Genomic DNA, 21,891 nt, shown 5'->3' with positions numbered 1-21,891 from the left:
CATCGCAGTCACGTCGCGCGCGTCAAAGCATGAGGTATACAATGCGCGCCATCGTGATTTTGCTCAGAAAAGGTGCGTCATGCAGCCCTTCGTAATTGCTCCGTCGATTCTCTCCGCCGACTTCGCCCGCTTGGGCGAGGAAGTGGACAACGTCCTGGCCGCTGGCGCCGACTTCGTCCACTTCGACGTCATGGACAACCATTACGTGCCGAACCTGACCATCGGTCCGATGGTCTGCGCGGCGCTGCGTAAATACGGCGTGACCGCGCCGATCGACGCGCACCTGATGGTCAGCCCGGTAGACCGTATAGTCGGCGACTTCATCGAAGCCGGCGCGACCTACATCACCTTCCACCCGGAAGCGACGCAGCATGTCGACCGCTCCCTGCAAATGATCCGCGAGGGAGGCTGCAAGTCTGGCCTGGTGTTCAACCCGGCGACTCCGCTCGACGTACTCAAGTACGTGATGGACAAGGTCGACATGATTCTGCTGATGAGCGTCAACCCCGGCTTCGGCGGGCAGAAGTTCATTCCGGGCACCCTCGACAAGCTGCGCGAAGCGCGGGCACTGATCGATGCCAGCGGTCGCGACATCCGCCTGGAAATCGACGGCGGCGTTAACGTGAACAACATTCGTGAAATTGCGGCGGCGGGGGCTGACACCTTTGTCGCCGGCTCGGCCATCTTCAACGCGCCGAACTACCAGGAAGTGATCGAGAAGATGCGCTCCGAACTGGCGTTGACCCGTCCATGAGTGGCTTTGAGCAGCTGTTCCCGGGGGCGTTGCCGCGCCTGGTGATGTTCGATCTGGATGGCACACTGATCGATTCGGTCCCCGACCTGGCTGTCGCCGTGGACAACATGCTGCTCAAGCTCGGCCGCCAGCCTGCGGGCCTCGAGTCGGTACGCAAGTGGGTCGGCAACGGCGCGCCGGTGCTGGTACGACGTGCGTTGGCCGGTGGCATCGATCACTCAACGGTTGATGACGGTGAAGCCGAAGGCGCGCTGGATATCTTCATGCAAGCCTACAGCGAGAGTCATGAGCTCACGGTGGTCTACCCTGGTGTTCGCGACACGCTCAAATGGTTGCACAAGCAGGGCGTGGAAATGGCGCTGATCACCAACAAGCCGGAGCGTTTCGTCGCGCCGCTGCTGGACCAGATGAAGATCGGTCGCTATTTCAAATGGATCATCGGCGGCGATACCCTGCCGCAAAAAAAACCCGACCCGGCCGCGCTGTTCTTTGTGATGAAAATGGCCAACATTCCGGCTTCGCAGTCGTTGTTCGTCGGTGATTCGCGCAGCGACGTGCTGGCGGCGAAAGCGGCAGGGGTCAAGTGCGTCGCGCTGAGCTACGGCTATAACCATGGCCGGCCGATTGCCGAAGAATCGCCGGCACTGGTGATTGACGACCTGCGCAAGCTAATTCCCGGTTGCCTGGATACGGCCTCTGGGATAACGTTGCCCGACGCTGTTCAATCCCCTAATGGAAACGCCATCGTGGTGGTCACCCGCAAACTCTGGATGAAAGTCATCAAGGCCCTGGCCCGCTGGCGTTGGCGCGCCTGACTCGATTCTGGCCGGCGTTCCGGCGCGTTTGCATACCTGACTGTTAGCACCTCAAGCCACGAGGCTACCCCATGATCCGCGAAGAGTTCCTGCGTTTGGCCGCTGCCGGCTATAACCGCATTCCCCTGGCCTGCGAAACCCTGGCCGACTTCGATACGCCGCTGTCGATCTATCTCAAACTGGCCGACCAGCCGAACTCCTACTTGCTCGAATCGGTACAGGGCGGGGAAAAGTGGGGCCGTTATTCGATCATCGGCCTGCCGTGCCGCACGGTGTTGCGGGTGCATGATCACCACGTCAGCGTGACCCACGACGGAGTCGAAATCGAAACCCACGAGACGGAAGACCCGCTGGCCTTCGTCGAAGAATTCAAGGCGCGCTATAACGTGCCGACCATTGCTGGTTTGCCACGCTTCAATGGCGGCCTGGTGGGTTACTTCGGTTATGACTGCGTGCGCTATGTCGAGAAACGCCTGGGCAAGTGCCCGAACCCGGACCCGCTGGGCGTGCCGGATATCCTGCTGATGGTCTCGGATGCGGTGGTGGTTTTCGACAACCTGGCCGGCAAGATGCACGCCATTGTCCTGGCTGATCCAGCTCAGGAAGGTGCATTCGAGCAGGGACAGGCACGGCTGCAGGAGTTGCTGGAGCAACTGCGCCAGCCAATCACTCCGCGCCGTGGCCTGGACTTCAGCAAGCAGCAAGCGGCGGACCCGGTGTTCCGCTCCAGCTTCACCCAGGACGATTACGAAAAAGCCGTCGACACCATCAAGGAATACATCCTCGCTGGTGATTGCATGCAGGTCGTACCTTCCCAGCGCATGTCGATCGACTTCAAGGCGGCACCGATTGATCTGTACCGGGCACTGCGCTGCTTCAACCCGACGCCCTACATGTACTTCTTCAACTTCGGTGATTTCCACGTCGTTGGCAGTTCGCCGGAAGTGTTGGTGCGGGTCGAAGACAACCTGATCACCGTGCGCCCGATCGCCGGCACCCGCCCACGGGGCGCCAACGAAGAAGCGGACCTGGCGCTGGAGCAAGACCTGCTGTCCGACGACAAGGAAATCGCCGAGCACTTGATGCTCATCGACCTGGGACGTAATGACACCGGTCGCGTATCGGAAATCGGCTCGGTGAAACTCACCGAGAAGATGGTCATCGAGCGTTATTCCAACGTGATGCATATCGTTTCCAACGTCACCGGGCAATTGAAAGCCGGGCTGACCGCGATGGACGCGCTGCGGGCAATTCTGCCGGCTGGCACCTTGTCGGGTGCACCGAAGATTCGTGCGATGGAAATCATCGACGAGCTGGAACCGGTCAAACGCGGAGTCTACGGTGGAGCGGTGGGTTATTTTGCCTGGAACGGTAACATGGACACCGCCATCGCGATCCGCACGGCGGTGATCAAGAATGGCGAGCTCCACGTGCAGGCCGGTGGCGGGATCGTTGCCGACTCGGTGCCGGCCCTGGAATGGGAAGAAACATTGAACAAGCGACGCGCCATGTTCCGCGCGGTGGCGCTGGCCGAGCAAACCCCGGACGCATGAGTTGACACAAAGGGGGGCACCCCCAAAAAAAGCGGCGCCTGTGAGGGCGCCGTTTTTTTTCACCTGTCGATCAGCCGATCAGAAATCCAGCGCCACACCCAGGTTTACGCCTTGTTGGGTAAAGTCGTCATCCTTGCGAATGATGTAGCTCGCGCGCAGTGCGAGGTCTTTGGTGAGGTTGTGACTCACCCCCAGGTTCACCCGGTTCAAATGACTCTGCGGGGTATAGCCTTGCAGGGTGAAATCATTGGCCGGCAAGCTATTGAGGGCGATGTTGATCTTCTGCACATCGTCCTCGTACTCGCGCTCGTAGGCATACTCACCAAACACCCGGGTTTGCGAGGTGATCTGGTACTTGCCCTGCAGGCCAACGCCCAGGCGTTTCGAGTTACGGGTCTGGTCATCAAAACTCAACGCGGTTGCGCGATTGCTATTCTCCGAGTACCCGTCGACTTCCACCTTGGCGTAATCGGCACTGACAAACGGTGACAGGTGCCACTCGCTGCCCGGTTGGGCAATGTCGTAGCCAATGCGCGTGCTGAATGCCCACAAATGCCCGTCAGTATCGCCTTTCTCGGCACCTTCGCTGGCGCCCAGGTCGAACTTGCGCTTGAGGTTGTCGTAGTCCAGCTTTCCACCTGTCAGCGCAGCATCCGCCCACCAGCGGTTCTGCTGGAACTGGGCAAATGCTGTAGCCAGGTAGCTATTGAGCTTGTAGTCCGAGTCGTTATTGCCGGCATCCAGGTTCTGCCGGTAGAAACCTGCGGCGACACCTACGCGCCAGGCGTCGTTGAGCCGGTAGCTGCCGCCCACATTCAGGTTGTAACCGCTGCCGTCGGCGCTGGCGCCGCTGCTCTGGCTGTCGAGGTCAAGATGCTGGCCGCCCCCGGCAACAATGGCTCGCCATTGCCCGACCGCTTGCCAGTCTTCCCAGTCCGATTGCCATTGGCTGCGCAGTTCGTCCTGATGCGCGCGCAAGGTGGCGTGGGCCATTTCCGGCAGCAGCGTCAGCTCCCATGGCGCGGCGAGCAGCGAATAGGCGTAATCGGCGATCAGCTTTTGCCCGGCTTCGGTCGGATGGACCCCATCGTTGTAGATCAGCTTGGTCGGGTCTGGCGTGGCACTGTTGATGCCATAGGTAGCGTTTTCCGTGCAGCCATTGCCACTGAAGCAGGTTGCCGTCAGGTTCTGGTCAGTCGCCAGGCCGAAACGTCCCGGATCCGCAAAGCTCTCCTGCAGCAGCAGGGGAATGTTCAGCGGGATGATTTCGGCGTTGATGCCCTGCAGGCGCTGCACCAGCTGCAGGTTGAACTGATTGCTGAGCTGGGTGGCGGCCGTTTGCAGGCCGGTGCCATTGATGGCCGGCGTCAGGCCGATGTCCGGCAGCAACCAGACCATCACGTATTTCGCGCCGGCGGTCTGCAGCACTTGCACGCTGTCGGCCAGGCGGTCTGCGGCGGCGTTCGCCTGGGCGGGGCTGAGGATGCGCCCCTGAAGGAAGTCGTTACCACCTCCCGAGAGGTAGTACAGCGCGTTTGGGTCAGCCTGGAAATTGTTCGACGGCAGATAACCGACCCGGGTGCGCTCCCCTGTAGCGGACTGGGTGGTGATCGAGTCAAGGATCTGGTCGGTGCGGTAGCCGCCGACCGCCCAGTTGTTACCATCCGCCAAACCCTGGTTGGCCCGCACGGCCGAAGTCGACGCTGCGGTTTCGTCGGCAGAGAACCCGAGTCGGCCACCCAGCAATTGGGTAGAGTTGAGCGAGCGCGACTCGCCGCTGCCATCCTGATAAACCGGCCCCGTCCGGTTGGTGTAGCGCTGGGTCGCACCTGCCGGCCCGCCTGAATCGGTAAAGGTCCCGGCATCGTTGAGGCTGTCGCCGAACACGACAAAGTTGGAGTATGGGTTGGGAGCGGCGATCGCTTGGGTGCAGGCCATTGCGAGCAAGCATCCGGCGAGCGGTACAAACAGCGTCTGTTTGATCATGAGCAAGTCCGTTTATTTATTGTTGTAGTGAACGAAACGACAGTACCAAAAAAAACCGGCCTTTCGCCATCCGTCGCGATCCCTTCTAATGATTCGCCTGCGGGCGTCACCGCGATATTGCACGCTCCGCCCAGCTAAGTTACTGTGCCAAGACGTATGAATGAGACCTTCCCCGTGTTGATCATCAGCAAACTCCTGGATCAAGTCATCAAGGCACACGCCCGCTGGCGTTGGCGCGCCTGAATTCTTTGCCGGCCTCGCCGGACCTGTACCGATTTACCTTCGTTGCCCGTTTCACCTGCCGCTTTGCTGGCGCCACTCCAGCACCCGACAAAGCGCAGCGCCCTGCGGGTAATCATCTGAAGGTCATGTTCAAAAATCAGTGAATTCAAGAGGTTCCCAGCGCCATGTTGCTGATGATCGATAACTACGACTCCTTTACCTACAACGTTGTGCAGTACCTTGGTGAGCTCGGCTCCCAGGTCAAAGTCGTGCGCAACGATGAGCTCACCATTGCCGAAATCGAAGCCCTCAACCCTGAGCGCATCGTGGTGTCCCCCGGTCCTTGCACACCGACCGAAGCCGGCATTTCCATCGAAGCCATCAAGCATTTCGCCGGCAAGCTGCCGATCCTGGGCGTGTGCCTCGGGCATCAATCCATCGGCCAGGCCTTTGGTGGTGACGTGGTTCGCGCGCGCCAGGTCATGCACGGTAAGACTAGCCCGGTATTCCACGAGGACAAGGGCGTATTCGCCGGCCTGAATCGACCGCTGACGGTCACTCGTTATCACTCGCTGATCGTCAAGCGCGAAACCCTCCCCGACTGTCTGGAGCTGACGGCCTGGACTCAGCTGGAAGATGGCTCGGTCGACGAAATCATGGGCTTGCGCCACAAGACGCTGAACATCGAGGGGGTGCAGTTTCACCCCGAGTCGATCCTCACCGAGCAGGGCCACGAACTGTTCGCCAACTTCCTCAAACAAACCGGCGGCACACGCTAAGGACTTTCCATGGATATCAAGACAGCCCTGAGTCGTATCGTCGGCCAACTCGACCTGAGCACGGACGAGATGCGCGATGTGATGCGCGAAATCATGACCGGACAATGCACGGATGCGCAGATCGGCGCATTCATGATGGCCATGCGCATGAAAAGTGAGAGCATCGACGAGATCGTCGGCGCGGTGTCGGCCATGCGCGAGCTTGCGGACAAGGTCGAACTCAAGACCCTTGACGGTGTGGTCGACGTGGTGGGTACCGGCGGTGACGGTGCCAACATCTTTAACGTGTCGACCGCGTCTTCGTTTGTAGTCGCGGCCGCCGGCTGCACCGTCGCCAAGCACGGTAACCGTGCGGTGTCTGGCAAAAGCGGCAGCGCGGACCTGCTGGAGGCTGCTGGCATCTACTTGAACCTGACGCCGGTCCAGGTGGCGCGCTGCATCGACAACGTCGGCATCGGCTTCATGTTTGCCCAGACCCACCACAGTGCCATGAAGCACGCCGCCGGCCCGCGCCGCGAGCTGGGCTTGCGCACGATGTTCAACATGCTCGGCCCGCTTACGAATCCGGCCGGTGTCAAACATCAGGTAGTGGGTGTGTTCAGCCAGGCGTTGTGCCGTCCCTTGGCCGAAGTCTTGCAGCGGCTTGGCAGCAAGCACGTGCTGGTGGTGCATTCCAAGGATGGCCTGGATGAATTCAGTCTTGCCGCGCCGACTTTCGTTGCGGAATTGAAGAACGACCAGATCACAGAGTATTGGGTAGAGCCTGAAGACCTGGGCATGAAGAGCCAGAGCCTGCACGGCCTGGCTGTCGAGAGTCCGGCGGCATCGCTGGAGCTGATTCGCGATGCCCTGGGCAAGCGCAAGACCGAGAACGGTCAGAAAGCGGCCGAGATGATTGTGCTCAACGCCGGTGCGGCGTTGTACGCCGCCGACCATGCCACCAGTTTGAAAGAGGGCGTTGCCCTGGCGCACGATGCGCTGCACACAGGTCTTGCTCGGGAAAAGCTTGAGGAACTGGGTGCATTTACCGCGGTATTCAGAGTGGAGAATGAAGGATGAGTGTACCGACGGTTCTGGAAAACATTCTGGCGCGTAAAGTCCAGGAAGTCGCCGAGCGCAGTGCTCGTGTGAGTCTGGCCGAGCTGGAAAGCCTGGCCAAGGCGGCCGATGCCCCCCGTGGTTTTGCCAACGCATTGATCGCCCAGGCCAAGTCGAAGCAGCCTGCCGTCATCGCTGAAATCAAGAAAGCCTCACCCAGCAAAGGTGTGATCCGCGAGCACTTCGTACCGGCCGATATCGCCAGAAGTTACGAAAAAGGCGGCGCCACCTGCCTGTCGGTACTCACTGATATCGATTACTTCCAGGGTGCCGATGCTTACCTGCAGCAGGCGCGAGCGGCGTGCAAACTGCCGGTGATCCGCAAGGACTTCATGATCGATCCTTACCAGATCGTCGAAGCCCGGGCATTGGGCGCCGACTGTGTGCTGTTGATCGTTTCCGCCCTGGACGACGTGAAAATGGCCGAGCTGGCGGCTGTCGCCAAAGGTGTCGGCCTGGACGTACTGGTGGAAGTTCACGATGGAGACGAGCTGGAGCGGGCCTTGAAAACCCTCGACACTCCGCTGGTGGGCATCAACAACCGCAACCTGCATACCTTCGACGTGAGCCTGGAGATTACCCTGGATCTGTTGCCGCGAATTCCGCGGGATCGTTTGGTGATTACCGAAAGCGGCATTCTCAACCGTGCCGATGTGGAACTGATGGAAATCAGCGACGTCTACGCGTTCCTCGTGGGTGAAGCGTTCATGCGCGCGGAAAGCCCGGGTACTGAACTGCAGCGTCTGTTTTTCCCCGAGCGTGGTACTGCAGTCAGCGGTTCTACCCTCGACTGAGTGCATTTTCGTAGGCAACCCAATCCCTGTGGGAGCGGGCTTGCCCGCGAAGAGGCCATCAAGAACCCCACAGACGTCATGTCTTGCTGAGTCATCCATGCCCCAGCCAATCTCTCATTCTGTAGAAGCCGGCTTGCTCGCCGAACAGGAACTGCTTGCGCAGGTCTGCACCGGTGAATCGGAATTCGGCCTGCTGTTCTGGCAGCCCAATGATCAGGCGCTGGTCATGCCGCGTCGTCTCAATCGCCTGCCTCCGTTCGAATCCGCCTGCGAAGTTTCAGCGGCAGCCGGTTGGCCAGTCTTGTTGCGTGAAACCGGCGGCGAGCCCGTGCCGCAGTCCGCTGCCACGATCAACATTGCGTTGGTTTATGCTCCACCGCGCAGCGAGGGTGACCAGAATCGTATCGAAACAGCCTATCGCCGCCTCTGCGATCCTATCTGTCAGCTGCTGGATGAGTTGGGCGGGGCGTCGTCCATCGGTGAAGTGGAAGGTGCATTCTGTGATGGTCGCTTCAACGTCAACCTGGACGGTCGGAAAATGGTTGGCACCGCTCAACGCTGGCGGCAAAGCAAGGGTGGTACGCGGCCGGTCGGCCTGGTGCATGGGGCCTTGCTGCTCGATAACCAGCGCGAATCCATGGTGGCTGCGGTCAATCGTTTTAATCAAGCCTGTGGCCTGGAGCAGCGAGTACGCGCCGATAGCCACATTGCGTTGCATGAGAAATTCGCCGCACCGCAAGCGTTGATGCGACTGGACCAACTCTACCGGCAAATGCTCAAGCAGATGTTCGGTGGTTAACGCGTGCCGAAGATCACCATGGTCTTGCCTTTGACGTTTACCAGGTTGCGCTCTTCCAGATCCTTGAGCACGCGACCGACCATCTCCCGGGAACACCCGACAATCCGCCCGATTTCCTGGCGGGTCACCTTGATCTGCATCCCGTCGGGATGAGTCATGGCGTCGGGTTGCTTGCACAGTTCCAGCAGGCAGCGCGCGACGCGGCCCGTCACGTCGAAGAAGGCCAGGTCACCGACTTTGCGGGTGGTATTGCGCAGGCGCTGGGCGATCTGTCCGCTGAGCACGTAAAGAATGTCTGGGTCCTGCAGGGATAATTCGCGAAATTTCGCATAGCTGATCTCCGCGACTTCGCATTCAATCTTCGCCCGCACCCAGGCGCTGCGTTGCTGCTCCTGGCCGGCCTGTTCGAACAGGCCCAGCTCACCGAAAAAGTCCCCGGAGTTAAGGTACGCGATGATCATCTCGCGGCCATCATCGTCTTCAATCAGGATCGTGACCGAGCCCTTGATGATGAAGAACAGGGTATCGGAGCGGTCGCCGGCACAAATGATGTTGCTCTTGGCCTGATACCGACGGCGCTGGCAATGCATGAGCAGCTTGTCGAGGTTCTTGATCTTGGGGGTGGGGGCAATAGCAACCATGGTTGTATCCCGAAAAGACTGCGCAGTAAGTTGGATTTATTTGCACGAGCTGACGACAGTTCAGGCCGCGATCGGACGATCTTGTTGTTCGCTTCAGGTCTGGCAAGGCGCCAGCGATTTGGCGCCAGCATAACAGACACTTTCTGCAGTTTTCGAGATTTTGCCTGGGGCGAGCGGTTATGTCCTGCACAGGTGAACCCTGTCAACCACGGGCCCTGTGCTAAGCTGGCGACCCTTTTTTATGTAGTGGAGTCTGGGCGATGAAGGCACGCATCCAATGGGCTGGCGAAGCCATGTTCCTCGGCGAATCCGGCAGCGGTCATGTCGTGGTCATGGACGGTCCTCCCGATGCCGGCGGCCGTAATCTGGGTGTCCGGCCGATGGAAATGCTCCTTCTGGGCGTCGGCGGTTGCAGCAATTTCGACGTCGTCAGCATTCTCAAGAAGTCGCGCCAGGCTGTCGAAAGCTGCGAAGCCTTCCTCGAGGCCGAGCGCGCGAATGAAGATCCAAAGGTATTCACCAAGATCCACATGCATTTCGTGGTCAAGGGCCGCGGGCTCAAAGAGGCTCAGGTCAAGCGTGCCATCGAGCTGTCAGCGGAGAAATATTGCTCGGCTTCGATCATGCTTGGGGCGGCGGGCGTGGCCATCACCCACGACTACGAAATCATCGAACTCGGTTGAATCGACATTCAACTATCATAAATGCAGTGCAGACTCTGGCGATCCCAAGCTGACGTCTGCATAATGCGCCACTTTTTTCAGGGTCGTGGACCGTCTGCCGACAGGCCACTCACCCGAACAGACAACCAAAATCGCCATCGCGAAGAGGTGTTAACCGTCCTACGCAGCTGCGTTGTTCGCATCTGACGGGCATGCTTGATCACGCGGCCCGGGCCGCAATACATAGAGAGTTTTTAACGGTGAAAAGCAAACTCAAGCTCCACGGGTTCAATAACCTGACAAAGACCTTGAGCTTCAACATCTATGACATCTGCTACGCGGAAACCCCGCAAGACCAACAGGCTTACGTCGAGTACATCAATAAAGAGTACAACGCCAAGCGCCTGACGCAGATCCTCACTGAAGTTGTCGATATCATTGGTGCCAACATCCTGAACATTGCCAGTCAGGACTATGAACCCCAGGGTGCCAGCGTCACGATTCTGATCTCGGAAGAGCCGGTCACCCCGACCGACAGCCAGATCGAAGAGTCTCCGGGGCCGTTGCCTGAAATTATCCTGGCCCACCTCGACAAGAGCCACATCACGGTGCACACCTACCCGGAAATCCATCCGGATGACGGTATTGCAACGTTCCGTGTAGACATTGACGTATCGACCTGTGGCGTCATTTCACCGCTTAAAGCGCTCAATTTCCTGATTCACCAGTTCGATTCGGACATCGTGACCGTGGATTATCGTGTGCGCGGTTTCACCCGTGACGTTGAGGGCAAGAAGCACTTCATCGACCACGAGATCAACTCGATCCAGAACTACCTCTCCGAAGACACCCGCGCCAGTTACCAGATGACCGACGTGAACGTGTACCAGGAAAACCTGTTCCACACCAAAATGCTGTTGAAGAACTTCGAACTGGATAACTACCTGTTCGGCGATGCCACCAACAGCCTGTCCTCTGAGCAACGCGCCCGGGTGACCGACCGTGTGAAGCACGAAATGCTGGAAATCTTCTACGCGCGCAACATGCCGACCTAAGATTTACGGGTACAAAAAAGGCGACTTCCTAACGGTAGTCGCCTTTTTTATGGTTTCCGCACACCTCTGGCTGATGCAGCGCTCTTGTGGGAGCAAGGCTTGCCCGCGATGGCGATCCGGAGAATGCCATCGCGGGCAAGCCTTGCTCCCACAGATCAGATCAGATCAGATCAGATCAGATCAGATCAGATCAGATCCGGTAGGTGCTCTTGGTCATCACCTTGGCCAACAAGCTCATCCCGAACTTCACCGGCGCCGGAAAACGAAACCCGCCCGCATCCAGCGCGCTTTCCGCGTGGTGTTCTTCATCAGTGCGCATCTGCTGCAATATCGCCCGGGACTTTTCGTCCTCGGCCGGCAACTGCTCAAGGTGTTCGTTCAGGTGTTTGCACACCTGGTGTTCGGTGGCGGCAACGAAGCCCAGGCTAACCTTGTCGCTGATCAAACCGGCCACTGCGCCAATACCGAACGACATGCCGTAGAACAGCGGGTTGAGAATGCTGGTGTGGCTCCCCAACTGGTGGATGCGTTGTTCGCACCAGACCAGGTGATCGATCTCTTCTTCTGCAGCATGTTCCATGGCAGCGCGCACGTGCGGCAGCTTGGCGGTCAGGGCCTGGCCTTGGTAAAGCGCCTGGGCGCAGACTTCGCCGGTATGGTTGATGCGCATCAGGCCGGCGACATGCCGGGTGTCTTCGTCGCTCATCTGCACATCCGGTTGCACGATAGCGGGCGATGGGCGGTACGGCTGGCCACTGAAGGGCAGCAGGGTACGCATGGCAGCATCGGCTTGCAGCAGTAGACGGTCAATGGGCGAGTAGTGACGTTGGGTAGTCATGCTGACCTCCGGGAAGAATCTCGGCTACCAGTTTAACCGAATCGGCCGGGGAAGGTTTGCGTTGGGTCATTTGCCACGCGGTGATGTTTTATACGCTTATGTAGGAGCTGCCGAAGGCTCGGGCCGCGTTCGGCAGCTCCTACACACAGGTCGCGGTATGTCTTAGCCCGGCGGCCAGGTCATCTGCCGTTGACCCAGTACGTGCATATGGATGTGATAGACGGTCTGCCCGCCATCTTCATTGCAGTTCATCACGACACGAAAACCCTTCTCGCAACCCAGTTCCAGTGCCAGGCGCTGGGCGGTGAAGAGGATGTGCCCGGCCAGCGTTTTGTCTTCCTCGGTGAGGTCGTTGAGGGTGCGCACCGGCTTTTTCGGGATCACCAGGAAATGCACCGGTGCCTGTGGCGCGATGTCGTGGAAGGCCAGAACCTGGTCGTCTTCGTAAATGATCCTGGCCGGGATCTCCCGGTTGATGATCTTGGTGAACAGAGTATCCACAGCTGTTTTCTCCGTTGTTTGGTCTGGCCTGAGTGTACCCACGGAGCTGGCCCGGGCCCAGGGTTTTACCTTGCAGGGTATCAGCGCGGGCAATAGGCCTTGTTGACCATGCCCGCGATTGTCCGGTTGAGCCAGCGTGAACCCAGGCGCGGCAGGAACGCCCGCCAGCGGTTGCGTCGCCCCGGGATGATGATCGCGCGATTTTTTTCCAGGGCGCGAACGGTATAGAGCGCGACTTCTTCGGGGCTCATTGTCAGCCGGGTGTTGTTCAGCTTGTCGGTGTTCAGTTGGGCCGTGCGGAAAAATCCGGTACGGGTAGGGCCAGGGCAAAGCACCGAAACCTTGATCGCACACTTCTTCAGTTCTACGCGCAACCCTTCGGAGAAATTCAGTACGTAGGCTTTGCTGGCGTAATAGGTGCTCATCCAGGGACCTGGGTGGAAGGCTGCGACCGATGCCACGTTGAGGATTTGCCCGCCACCGTGCAGCGCCATGCTATTGCCGATGGCATGACACAGGCGAGTCATCGCCAGGATGTTCACTTCGATCAGGTCCTGCTCGGTCATCCAGTCCTGTGCGAGGAACGGGCCGCAGGTGCCAATACCGGCGCAGTTCACCAGCAGGTCGATCTGCCGGTCGCCTTCTTCAAGCTCCAGCAGGAAACCGGACAGCCGCAAGGGTTCGCCCAGGTCGCAGGCGCGAAAAAGCACCTCCACGCCAAAACGTTGAGTCAGTTCAATGGCAATGCTTTCCAGCTGATCACGCTGTCGGGCCACCAGGAGCAGGCTACGGCCGCGCCGGGCCAGCGCTTCGGCCATCGCCAGGCCGATACCGCTGGAGGCACCAGTGATCAGAGCGTAACGGGTCATGCAGTTCTCCATCGCAACAGCTCCGCGCCCGCGACGCAGGTGTCACCGGCGGGGAGTGCTGTTCATTCTTTCGCAGAGTCTACAGGTGGCTGGGCTTCTTCGGCTGCATCGTCAGCTGAATTCGGCACCAGCTCTGTTTCCACCGCGGTTTGATCTTCGATCTCGGAAGGGCTGATGGAGTCACTTTCATAAGCGCTTTGGGTCGCGTTCTGGTATTCATCCTGAATGGCCGAGAGGCCACCGGCCAGGCCGCCAATGAAAACCAGGGCAATAAATACCACCCACAAGCAAGACAGGACTTTGACAGCGTTGCTGTTGGGAGGAGGCGGAGCACCATAGCGGTTGGCGACACTGTTGCCCGGCATGATCATCATGACAAAAGGAAAAAAGCTGCCAACAAAAGGCACCAGGTTCAATAGCCACAGCCAGCCCGACCAACCAATGTCATGCAGGCGCTGGACGCTGAACTGAATGCTCACGAACCCGAGCGCGGCGATCAGGATGAAAGCCAGCAGGCCGGCGAGAATCAGGCCGCCGCTCGAGTCCGAACTCAAGACGGCCAGGCCCATGAGCGCCAATACGCTGCCCAGGCCAAGTGTCACCAACGTCAGGACCATCGTCCAGGCGAGAAAGCGCAAGCGACCGATACGACCCTGGAAGCTGAACGGTTTGAGTGGGGCGAACCCCGTCACCGTTTCACCAACTGCTGCGTGCGGGGGCGCGTAAGGCGATTGCGGATCCTGGACGAAGGCTGCCACAGGGGCGGGTTCAGGGACGTCAGACAGGCTCAGCTCGATCGAAGGTTCACTTTCGATCCGTGCATCAATGCCGGTTTTTGCCAGTGCCTGAAGATAGGTCTGGGCATCGGAGTGCGACAGGTCGCGTTTGAGCGCAACCGGCCGGCCGCTGAATAGCCGTTCGATGGCAGCCACATCGCTCTTGAACAGCTCGGCAAGGTTGAGCTTGGCGGTGGTGATGTCAACGCCTGACAGCAGAGCTCCGTCGAACATGATCTTGAAACGGTTTTCGCTCATTGCGAGGCATCCTTGTCGCGAGTGGTCATTGAGGAGGCGGGTAGGGGCTCAGCGCGGCCAGCGTTTGGGCAGCGTCGAGGCCAGTTCCAGCGCCTTGCGGTATTCGGCATCAAGGCGTGCCACCAGTTCATCCACGCTTGGCAGGTCGTCGATTTCACCAACGCCCTGGCCCGCGGACCACACCGTCTTCCACGCCTTGGCTTCGTCGCTGATCGGCTTCAGTTTGGCACCGAAGTTCACTTCGCCCTTCCCTTGCAAAGCCGCGGTATCGAATCCGGCCGCTTCCAGGCTCTGGCGCATGAAACTGGCCGGCACACCCGACACGGCTGGAGTATGGACGATATCCGCCGCCCGGGAGTCCAGCAGCATTTGTTTATAGGCTTCAGGCGCATGGCTTTCGGTCGTACCGATAAACCGTGTACCGAAATAGGCGAGATCAGCCCCCAGCAGTTGCGCGGCGAGGATCTCGTGGCCGTGGTTCAGGCAGCCAGCCAGTAGCAGCGTCTTGTCGAAGAATTGACGGATCTCGGCAATGAGCGAGAACGGGCTCCATGTTCCGGCATGGCCCCCGGCGCCGGCCGCTACCGCGATCAGGCCATCCACCCCAGCCTCGGCAGCTTTCTCGGCATGGCGACGAGTCGTCACGTCGTGAAACACCAGGCCGCCATAGCTGTGAACCGCGTCTACCAACTCCTTGACTGCGCCCAGGCTGGTAATCACGATCGGCACTTTATGCTCGACGCAAATGTGCAGATCCGCCTGCAGTCTGGGGTTGCTGTTGTGGACGATGAGATTTACTGCGTAAGGCGCCGGGTTGTCCAGAACCGCCAGACCCGCTTCGATCTCTTCCAGCCACGCCTTGAAGCCGCTGCTTTCGCGCTGGTTCAGTGCTGGAAAACTGCCAACCACGCCATTTCTGCAGCAGGCCAGCACCAGTTGCGGGTTGGAGATCAGGAACATCGGCGCCGCCACTACAGGCAGGCGCAGACGTTGTTCGAGCAAAGCGGGCAGCGACATTGGAAGTACCCCGGTGAGTTGTGTCTGTTGAGTTTAGAACGGCCGAACCACGACCAGAATTACGATAGCCAGCAATAACAGAACCGGCACTTCATTGAACCAGCGAAAGAAGACATGGCTGCGGGTGTTTTCGCCACGGGCAAAACGTTTCACTTGGGCGCCGCACATGTGGTGGTAGCCAATCAGCAACACGACCAGCGTTAGCTTGGCGTGAATCCAGGCGCCCTGGGTGAAGATGCTGGGGTTGAGGTAGATCAGGGCGACACCGAAGACCAGCGTGGCGATCATCGCCGGGCCCATGATGCCGCGGTACAGCTTGCGTTCCATCAGGCTGAAGCGTTCCTTGCTGACGGTGTCCTCGCTTTGCGCGTGATACACGAACAGGCGCGGCAAGTAGAAAAGGCCGGCAAACCAGCAGACCATGCTGACGATATGAAGCGCTTTGAGCCACAGATAAAGCATTTTAGTTATTCCCAGGTTCACGGTAGCCCGAATAGTAGAGGCTTGAGCGCCCGCACGTCACCTTGCCGGTTGTCGCAGAACGATACGGGCCCTATTATCGTCGGCTTTCCAGTGGGTTCGTTGAGGGCAGGTTTATGGTCAAGGTCGGTATCGTCGGCGGCACGGGTTACACCGGTGTCGAACTGCTGCGTCTGTTGGCACAGCATCCGCAAGCTGAAGTGGCAGTGATCACTTCCCGATCCGAGGCCGGTCTGGCCGTGGCTGATATGTATCCCAACCTGCGCGGTCATTACGACGGCCTGGCCTTCAGCGTTCCGGACATCAAGACCCTGGGCGCCTGCGACGTGGTGTTTTTTGCCACGCCCCACGGTGTCGCGCACGCCCTTGCTGGCGAGTTGCTGGCGGCGGGCACCAAGGTCATTGACCTGTCGGCAGACTTCCGCTTGCAGGACGCAGATGAGTGGGCCAAGTGGTACGGCCAGCCTCACGGTGCCCCGCAATTGCTTGAGGAAGCGGTATACGGTCTGCCGGAAGTAAACCGCGAGCAAATCAGCCAGGCGCGCCTGATCGCGGTGCCGGGTTGCTATCCGACCGCTACCCAATTGGGTTTCCTGCCGCTGCTCGAAGCCGGTCTGGCCGACACTTCTCGCCTGATCGCCGACTGCAAGTCCGGTGTCAGCGGAGCCGGTCGTGGGGCTGCAGTCGGTTCGCTGTACTCCGAGACGTCGGAAAGCATGAAGGCTTACGCCGTCAAAGGGCACCGTCATTTGCCGGAAATTCGCCAGGGCCTGCGTCGTGCCTCGGGCAAGGAAGTCGGTCTGACCTTCGTTCCGCACCTGACGCCAATGATTCGCGGTATTCACTCGACGCTGTATGCAACGGTTGTCGATCGCTCCGTCGACCTGCAGGCGCTGTTCGAAAAGCGCTATGCCAACGAACCGTTCGTCGATGTAATGCCCGCTGGCAGCCACCCGGAAACCCGCAGTGTGCGCGGCGCGAATGTCTGCCGAATCGCGGTGCATCGTCCGCAGGATGGTGATCTGGTCGTGGTGTTGTCGGTCATCGACAATCTGGTGAAGGGCGCCTCCGGTCAGGCCGTGCAGAACCTCAATATCCTGTTCGGCCTCGATGAGCGCCTGGGGCTGTCCCACGCAGGCATGCTGCCGTAACGCCTTACCTTGATCGGCAAAAAGGCCCGTTAAGCGGGCCTTTTTGCATTCTGGTCTGACAATAGGTGTGATTGATATACCGTAACAATAGTTGACCAATTTTCTAGGAGAAGCGGATAATGCCCGTCATCACGCATTATGGCGGCGTAACGCCGGGAGATAGTTAGCATGAGCGTCGAATCCTTCACCCCCACGGCTTTGCAATTTACCCACGGTGCTGCGCACAAGGTGAAGAGCCTGGTCGATGAAGAGGGGAATGATCGCTTGAAGCTGCGCGTATTTGTTACGGGCGGCGGTTGTTCAGGTTTTCAGTACGGCTTCACCTTCGATGAAGAAGTGGCCGATGACGACACCATCGTCGAGCGCGAAGGTGTCAGCCTGGTTGTGGACCCTATGAGTTTTCAGTACCTGGCGGGTGCCGAGGTCGACTATCAGGAAGGGCTGGAAGGGTCGCGCTTCGTGATCAAGAATCCGAACGCTTCGACCACCTGTGGTTGCGGTTCTTCGTTCTCGATCTGATCGCACGTCTATTCCAAATCAAGCGCCGCACACTCCCATTGGGTTGTGCGGCGTTTTGCTGTGCGGGATTCGGTGGATGTTCAGGCGGGATAGATGGCGCCAAGCACGCGCAAGCCGCGAGCGCCGGTGACGCTAGGGCGATTGGCTGCGATACCTTCAAGGCAGCAGTGAGCCAGCCAGGCGAAGGCCATGGCCTCGACCCAGTCAGGATCTACGCCATAGGCGCCGGTGCTACTGACTGTTGCGTCGGGCAGCAGGCTGGCCAGGCGTGCCATCAACGCGAGGTTATGCGCGCCTCCTCCGCAGACCAGCAGTTCCCGAGTCGCCGATTGTGCCTGTTGCAGCGACTCGACGATGGTCAATGCCGTGAGCTCCAGCAGCGTTGCCTGCACGTCTTGTGCAGCGAATGCCGTCAGCCGGGACAGATGCTGTGTCAGCCATGGCAGGTTGAACACCTCGCGCCCGGTACTTTTCGGGCCTTGGGTCACGAAGAATGGATCGCTCAGCAAGGCCCGCAATAACGCTGGTTCAACCTTGCCGCTGGCCGCCCACTGGCCATCGCGATCGTAATTATCGCCGCGTTGCTGGTGAATCCAGGCATCCAGCAGCACATTTCCCGGGCCACAATCGAAACCCGATACCGCTTTGCCGGGTTCGATCAGGCTCAGATTACTAAAGCCGCCAACATTCAAGACTGCGCGGTTGCCAGGCTGTTCTTCAAACAGCGCTTCGTGGAAAGCGGGAACCAGCGGCGCACCTTGACCTCCAGCCGCTACGTCACGGCTGCGGAAATCACTGACTACGGTGATGTTGGTCAGCTCGGTGAGCAGGGCAGGGTTGCCGATTTGTACCGTGAAACCCCGCGCCGGTTCGTGCCGAATGGTCTGGCCGTGACTGCCGATCGCGCGGATATTTGCGGGCTGCAGGTTCTGTTTAGCGAGGAGGGTGGCGATGCCCTGCGCCGCAAGCTTGACCCAGTTTTGCTGGGCAATTGCCGAGCGGGCTATTTCGTCGGGGCCACTGGCGCACAATGCCAGCAGCTCACAGCGCAAGGAGTCGGGCATGGGGATGTAGTGGGTGGCGATCAAATTGATCGCCGGGTCCAGCTCCACCAGCGCGATGTCCAGGCCATCCAGGCTGGTTCCAGACATCACGCCTATGTAGAGCGTCATGGCTTAGCGCTTCGAAGCCAGCATGGTGGATTTTTCCTGGTCCATGCGGGCCATCAGCGGCTGGCTCTGGGCCAGGAAGCGTGCGCGTTCGGCCTTGGAGATCGGGTCTGCCATCGCGACTTTCTGGCCCAGGGGATCGACGTGCACGCCATTGACCTGGAATTCGTAGTGCAAATGCGGGCCAGTGGAGAGGCCGGTGGTGCCGATGTAGCCGATGACCTGGCCCTGTTTGACGGAACCGCCGGTCTTCACGCCCTTGGCGAAGCCTTGCATGTGGCCATACAGCGTACGGTAAGTGTTGCCGTGCTGGATGATCACCGTGTTGCCGTAGCCGCCGCGACGACCGGCCAGCAACACCTTGCCGTCACCGGCGGCCTTGATCGGCGTGCCGCGAGGGGCGGCGTAGTCGACACCCTTGTGCGCACGGATCTTGTTCAGGATCGGGTGCTTGCGGCCCATGGAAAACTTGGAGCTGATGCGGGCGAAATCTACCGGTGTACGGATGAATGCCTTGCGCATGCTGTTGCCGTCAGCCGTGTAATAGCTGCTGTTGCCTTGCTTGTTGGTGTAGCGAACAGCGGTATAGGTCTTGCCACGGTTGGTGAAGCGCGCAGAGAGGATAGGGCCATTGCCCACGGCCTTGCCGTTGACGACTTTCTGTTCGTAGATCACATCGAACTCGTCGCCCTGGCGAATATCCTGGGCGAAGTCGACGTCGTAGCCAAATACGCTGGCCATGTCCATGGTCAGGCTGTGGGACAGGCCGGCGCGAGCGGCAGACTGCGAAAGCGAGCTGTTGATCACGCCGTGGGCGTAGGCAGAGCGCACACTCGGCTTGGCGGTTACGCGGTTGAAGGCATAGCCCTTGTCGTTCCTGGTCAGGGTGATGGTTTCGAGATCGCTGACCTTGCTGTGCAGCGTGGCCAGCTGGCCGTCCGGGTTCAGTTCGAATTCGAGTTTCTGGCCGCGCTTGAGCTGGCTGAACTGCTTGGCTTGTTTGTCGCTGGCCAGTACATCGTGCACGGAAGTGGCGGGCAGGCCGACTTTCTCGAACAGGGTGGACAGCGTGTCCCCTTTGACAACTATCACTTCCCGATGGGTTGGGGCTTTCTTTTCTTCAACCACTGGCGTAGGCGCTGGCTCGGCCTGAGCGGTTTCCTGGGGCTGTTCAGCGCTGTTGTCGATCTGTGCGAAAGGCGAAGCGGCGGTTTCATTTGTGGCTTGAACGGCTTCTGCGGCGTCTTGATCTTGTGTCAGTTGTTCAGCAGGGCTTTCCAGTTCAAGGCTCAGGGTTGTCTTTTTGGCTTCTACATCACTGGAAGGGAATACCAGAAGTGCCAGGCTCAGCAGGGCGGCGATACCGCTTGCAGCGAGCAGATGGGTCTTCGGGTAAAGCGGTGGCGCTTTAGACGATTCTTTGGTCATGGGTAATTTTTGACTTTGAAAAAGATGAATTGGAAAAGATGAATGACATGATGAAGATGAAATAACTGTATAAAATATAACCAAATCATCCTTGAAGCAAGTCCGCGGTCACTCTGCCGGCGGATTGGCGTCATTGCGCCGGCCAAACTTTGTATTTGACCCGTGATCTTGTATGGTTGGTTCCCTTTGAATTCGAGCCTTGCGGGTCTGTTATGAAGTCGGTTGAAGAGCAGCTAGCGCTGATCAAACGTGGTGCGGAAGAACTGTTGGTCGAGTCCGAGCTGATCGAAAAGCTCAAGCGTGGCCAACCGCTACGTATTAAGGCCGGCTTCGATCCGACGGCGCCGGATTTGCACCTGGGTCACACGGTGCTTATCAACAAGCTGCGCCAGTTCCAGGAGCTGGGGCATCAGGTGATCTTCCTTATAGGTGACTTCACCGGGATGATCGGCGATCCGAGCGGCAAGAGCGCCACGCGTCCGCCGCTGACGCGCGAGCAGGTTCTCGACAACGCCGAGACCTACAAGACCCAGGTGTTCAAGATCCTCGATCCGGCCAAGACCGAAGTGGCGTTCAACTCCACCTGGATGGATCAGATGGGGCCGGCGGACTTCATTCGCCTGACGTCGCAATACACTGTCGCTCGCATGCTTGAGCGCGATGACTTCGACAAGCGCTATACCACCAACCAGCCAATCGCTATCCATGAGTTCCTGTACCCGCTGGTCCAGGGCTATGACTCCGTTGCCTTGCGCGCAGACGTGGAGTTGGGCGGCACCGATCAGAAGTTCAACCTGCTGATGGGGCGTGAGCTGCAGCGGGGTTATGGGCAGGAGCCTCAGTGCATCCTGACCATGCCGCTGTTGGAAGGTCTGGATGGCGTGAAGAAGATGTCCAAGTCGTTGGGCAACTACGTGGGTATCCAGGAAGCACCGGGTGTGATGTACAGCAAGCTGGTTTCGATTCCTGATGCGCTGATGTGGCGCTACTTCGAATTGCTCAGCTTCCGCTCGATGGATGAGATCAATGCCTTGCGTGCCGACGTCGAAGCGGGCGCTAATCCGCGTGACATCAAGATCAAGCTGGCCGAGGAGATCGTTGCGCGTTTCCACGGCGAAGAAGCGGCGGCCAATGCCCATCGTGCTGCAGGCAACCGGATGAAAGAGGGCGAGTTGCCCGATGACCTGCCTGAAATCGAATTGACCGCAGCTGAAGACATGCCGATCGCAGCCGTCCTTAATAAGGCAGGCCTGGTGAAGAATTCGGCAGTGGCGCGTGACCTGCTCAATTCTGGTGGTGTGCGTATAGATGGTGAAGTGGTTGATCGCACCTTTATATACGTACTGGGCGCAACCCACGTTTGCCAGGCTGGCAAGAAGGCATTTGCGCGCATTACGCTCAAATCCGAGTAAAGCTGAAATAAGCGCTTGACGGCGAATTGTAACGGTCTATAATTCGCCCCACTTCCGGCGCAGTCGAAACGGAAAACTCCTTGGTAAACAATGAGTTACGCAGTTTTGACGGTCAGCTGCTTCAGGTCATCGAAGCGCAAAAGAAGTTGAAAAAGAGGTGTTGACAGCAGCGTGTAACGCTGTAGAATTCGCCTCCCGCTAACGAGAGATCGAAAGCGCAAGTGGTTGAAGTTACTAAGGAAACTTGGAAAACTTCTGAAAATAATCACTTGACAGCAAATGAGGCTGCTGTAGAATGCGCGCCTCGGTTGAGAC

The 21,891-nt window shown here is 59.0% G+C and carries 22 protein-coding genes; 12 read left to right on the top strand and 10 right to left on the bottom strand.

Annotated features, from left to right (window positions below; translation table 11 throughout):
- The first annotated feature begins 79 nt into the window (after window positions 1-79).
- From rpe to trpE, 3 genes are all read left to right on the top strand, one after another.
- Window positions 80-754 carry a ribulose-phosphate 3-epimerase gene (rpe, locus tag AAEZ05_RS00110; protein WP_045059983.1) on the top strand — a complete coding sequence of 225 codons (675 nt, stop codon included), beginning with the start codon at window positions 80-82 and terminating at the stop codon, window positions 752-754.
- Entirely contained in the window at window positions 751-1,569 is an 819-nt protein-coding gene (locus AAEZ05_RS00105; protein ID WP_045059984.1) for a phosphoglycolate phosphatase, read from the top strand. Before rpe ends, AAEZ05_RS00105 begins: the two co-directional genes overlap by 4 nt.
- A gap of 71 nt (window positions 1,570-1,640) precedes the next feature.
- A complete protein-coding gene (gene trpE / locus AAEZ05_RS00100; protein WP_045059985.1) occupies window positions 1,641-3,122 on the top strand; it encodes an anthranilate synthase component I in 1,482 nt (493 codons plus the stop codon).
- 78 nt (window positions 3,123-3,200) lie between these two features.
- Here trpE and estP read toward each other — a convergent pair whose 3' ends face one another.
- The gene (estP, locus tag AAEZ05_RS00095) at window positions 3,201-5,108 is read right to left on the bottom strand and encodes an esterase EstP (protein WP_350646415.1); all 1,908 of its coding nucleotides are present in this window, start codon (window positions 5,106-5,108) and stop codon (window positions 3,201-3,203) included.
- A gap of 407 nt (window positions 5,109-5,515) precedes the next feature.
- Here estP and AAEZ05_RS00090 point away from each other — a divergent pair, with 407 nt between their 5' ends.
- The 4 genes from AAEZ05_RS00090 to AAEZ05_RS00075 all read left to right on the top strand — a co-directional run bounded on the left by AAEZ05_RS00090 (window position 5,516) and on the right by AAEZ05_RS00075 (window position 8,800).
- The gene (locus tag AAEZ05_RS00090; protein ID WP_007980194.1) at window positions 5,516-6,109 is read left to right on the top strand and encodes an aminodeoxychorismate/anthranilate synthase component II; all 594 of its coding nucleotides are present in this window, start codon (window positions 5,516-5,518) and stop codon (window positions 6,107-6,109) included.
- Between the two features lie 9 nt (window positions 6,110-6,118).
- Window positions 6,119-7,168, top strand: coding sequence for an anthranilate phosphoribosyltransferase (gene trpD / locus AAEZ05_RS00085; protein ID WP_045059987.1), 1,050 nt, complete (start codon window positions 6,119-6,121; stop codon window positions 7,166-7,168).
- Window positions 7,165-8,001 carry an indole-3-glycerol phosphate synthase TrpC gene (gene trpC, locus AAEZ05_RS00080; RefSeq protein ID WP_350646414.1) on the top strand — a complete coding sequence of 279 codons (837 nt, stop codon included), beginning with the start codon at window positions 7,165-7,167 and terminating at the stop codon, window positions 7,999-8,001. The genes trpD and trpC overlap by 4 nt, the downstream gene beginning before the upstream one ends.
- Before the next feature lie 97 nt (window positions 8,002-8,098).
- The gene (locus tag AAEZ05_RS00075; protein ID WP_350646413.1) at window positions 8,099-8,800 is read left to right on the top strand and encodes a lipoate--protein ligase family protein; all 702 of its coding nucleotides are present in this window, start codon (window positions 8,099-8,101) and stop codon (window positions 8,798-8,800) included.
- Here AAEZ05_RS00075 and crp read toward each other — a convergent pair.
- A complete protein-coding gene (crp, locus tag AAEZ05_RS00070) occupies window positions 8,797-9,441 on the bottom strand; it encodes a cAMP-activated global transcriptional regulator CRP (RefSeq protein WP_045059990.1) in 645 nt (214 codons plus the stop codon). The two genes, AAEZ05_RS00075 and crp, sit on opposite strands and share 4 nt — an antisense overlap.
- Before the next feature lie 260 nt (window positions 9,442-9,701).
- Here crp and AAEZ05_RS00065 point away from each other — a divergent pair, with 260 nt between their 5' ends.
- Window positions 9,702-10,124, top strand: coding sequence for an OsmC family protein (locus AAEZ05_RS00065; RefSeq protein WP_045059991.1), 423 nt, complete (start codon window positions 9,702-9,704; stop codon window positions 10,122-10,124).
- A gap of 239 nt (window positions 10,125-10,363) precedes the next feature.
- Window positions 10,364-11,158: an adenosylmethionine decarboxylase gene (speD, locus tag AAEZ05_RS00060; protein WP_045059992.1), complete on the top strand. Its 795-nt coding sequence runs from the start codon at window positions 10,364-10,366 to the stop codon at window positions 11,156-11,158.
- Between the two features lie 190 nt (window positions 11,159-11,348).
- Here speD and coq7 read toward each other — a convergent pair whose 3' ends face one another.
- The 6 genes from coq7 to hemJ all read right to left on the bottom strand — a co-directional run bounded on the left by coq7 (window position 11,349) and on the right by hemJ (window position 15,879).
- The gene (gene coq7, locus AAEZ05_RS00055; protein WP_045059993.1) at window positions 11,349-11,996 is read right to left on the bottom strand and encodes a 2-polyprenyl-3-methyl-6-methoxy-1,4-benzoquinone monooxygenase; all 648 of its coding nucleotides are present in this window, start codon (window positions 11,994-11,996) and stop codon (window positions 11,349-11,351) included.
- 162 nt (window positions 11,997-12,158) lie between these two features.
- On the bottom strand, window positions 12,159-12,497 hold the full coding sequence (locus tag AAEZ05_RS00050) for a histidine triad nucleotide-binding protein (RefSeq protein WP_045059994.1): 339 nt from the start codon (window positions 12,495-12,497) through the stop codon (window positions 12,159-12,161).
- 80 nt (window positions 12,498-12,577) lie between these two features.
- Entirely contained in the window at window positions 12,578-13,366 is a 789-nt protein-coding gene (locus AAEZ05_RS00045; RefSeq protein ID WP_045059995.1) for an SDR family NAD(P)-dependent oxidoreductase, read from the bottom strand.
- Window positions 13,367-13,428: 62 nt separating this feature from the next.
- Window positions 13,429-14,400 carry a DUF805 domain-containing protein gene (locus AAEZ05_RS00040; RefSeq protein WP_045059996.1) on the bottom strand — a complete coding sequence of 324 codons (972 nt, stop codon included), beginning with the start codon at window positions 14,398-14,400 and terminating at the stop codon, window positions 13,429-13,431.
- 48 nt (window positions 14,401-14,448) lie between these two features.
- Window positions 14,449-15,417 (bottom strand): NAD(P)H-dependent flavin oxidoreductase, encoded by a 969-nt coding sequence (locus AAEZ05_RS00035; RefSeq protein ID WP_045059997.1) that lies wholly within the window; start codon window positions 15,415-15,417, stop codon window positions 14,449-14,451.
- A gap of 33 nt (window positions 15,418-15,450) precedes the next feature.
- Window positions 15,451-15,879 carry a protoporphyrinogen oxidase HemJ gene (gene hemJ, locus AAEZ05_RS00030; protein ID WP_045059998.1) on the bottom strand — a complete coding sequence of 143 codons (429 nt, stop codon included), beginning with the start codon at window positions 15,877-15,879 and terminating at the stop codon, window positions 15,451-15,453.
- A 134-nt stretch (window positions 15,880-16,013) separates the two neighbouring features.
- Here hemJ and argC point away from each other — a divergent pair, with 134 nt between their 5' ends.
- Window positions 16,014-17,048 (top strand): N-acetyl-gamma-glutamyl-phosphate reductase, encoded by a 1,035-nt coding sequence (gene argC / locus AAEZ05_RS00025; RefSeq protein ID WP_045059999.1) that lies wholly within the window; start codon window positions 16,014-16,016, stop codon window positions 17,046-17,048.
- A 168-nt stretch (window positions 17,049-17,216) separates the two neighbouring features.
- Window positions 17,217-17,567, top strand: a complete 351-nt coding sequence (erpA, locus tag AAEZ05_RS00020) for an iron-sulfur cluster insertion protein ErpA (protein ID WP_007947969.1) — start codon at window positions 17,217-17,219, stop codon at window positions 17,565-17,567.
- A gap of 80 nt (window positions 17,568-17,647) precedes the next feature.
- On the opposite strand, the gene AAEZ05_RS00015 is transcribed toward erpA, so the two are convergent.
- Both AAEZ05_RS00015 and AAEZ05_RS00010 read right to left on the bottom strand, forming a co-directional pair.
- Window positions 17,648-18,739: an anhydro-N-acetylmuramic acid kinase gene (locus tag AAEZ05_RS00015; protein ID WP_350646412.1), complete on the bottom strand. Its 1,092-nt coding sequence runs from the start codon at window positions 18,737-18,739 to the stop codon at window positions 17,648-17,650.
- Window positions 18,740-18,742: 3 nt separating this feature from the next.
- Window positions 18,743-20,164 (bottom strand): peptidoglycan DD-metalloendopeptidase family protein, encoded by a 1,422-nt coding sequence (locus tag AAEZ05_RS00010; protein ID WP_350646411.1) that lies wholly within the window; start codon window positions 20,162-20,164, stop codon window positions 18,743-18,745.
- Between the two features lie 212 nt (window positions 20,165-20,376).
- On the opposite strand from AAEZ05_RS00010, the gene tyrS reads away from it, so the two are divergent.
- Window positions 20,377-21,576: a tyrosine--tRNA ligase gene (gene tyrS / locus AAEZ05_RS00005; protein ID WP_045060002.1), complete on the top strand. Its 1,200-nt coding sequence runs from the start codon at window positions 20,377-20,379 to the stop codon at window positions 21,574-21,576.
- Window positions 21,577-21,891 lie beyond the last annotated feature (315 nt).

This window comes from Pseudomonas sp. HY13-MNA-CIBAN-0226 (genome assembly GCF_040310305.1).
Taxonomy (GTDB): Bacteria; Pseudomonadota; Gammaproteobacteria; order Pseudomonadales; family Pseudomonadaceae; genus Aquipseudomonas; species Aquipseudomonas gregormendelii.
Note: the sequence above shows the minus strand (reverse complement) of the source record. Positions and strands in the feature narration are given on the sequence as shown.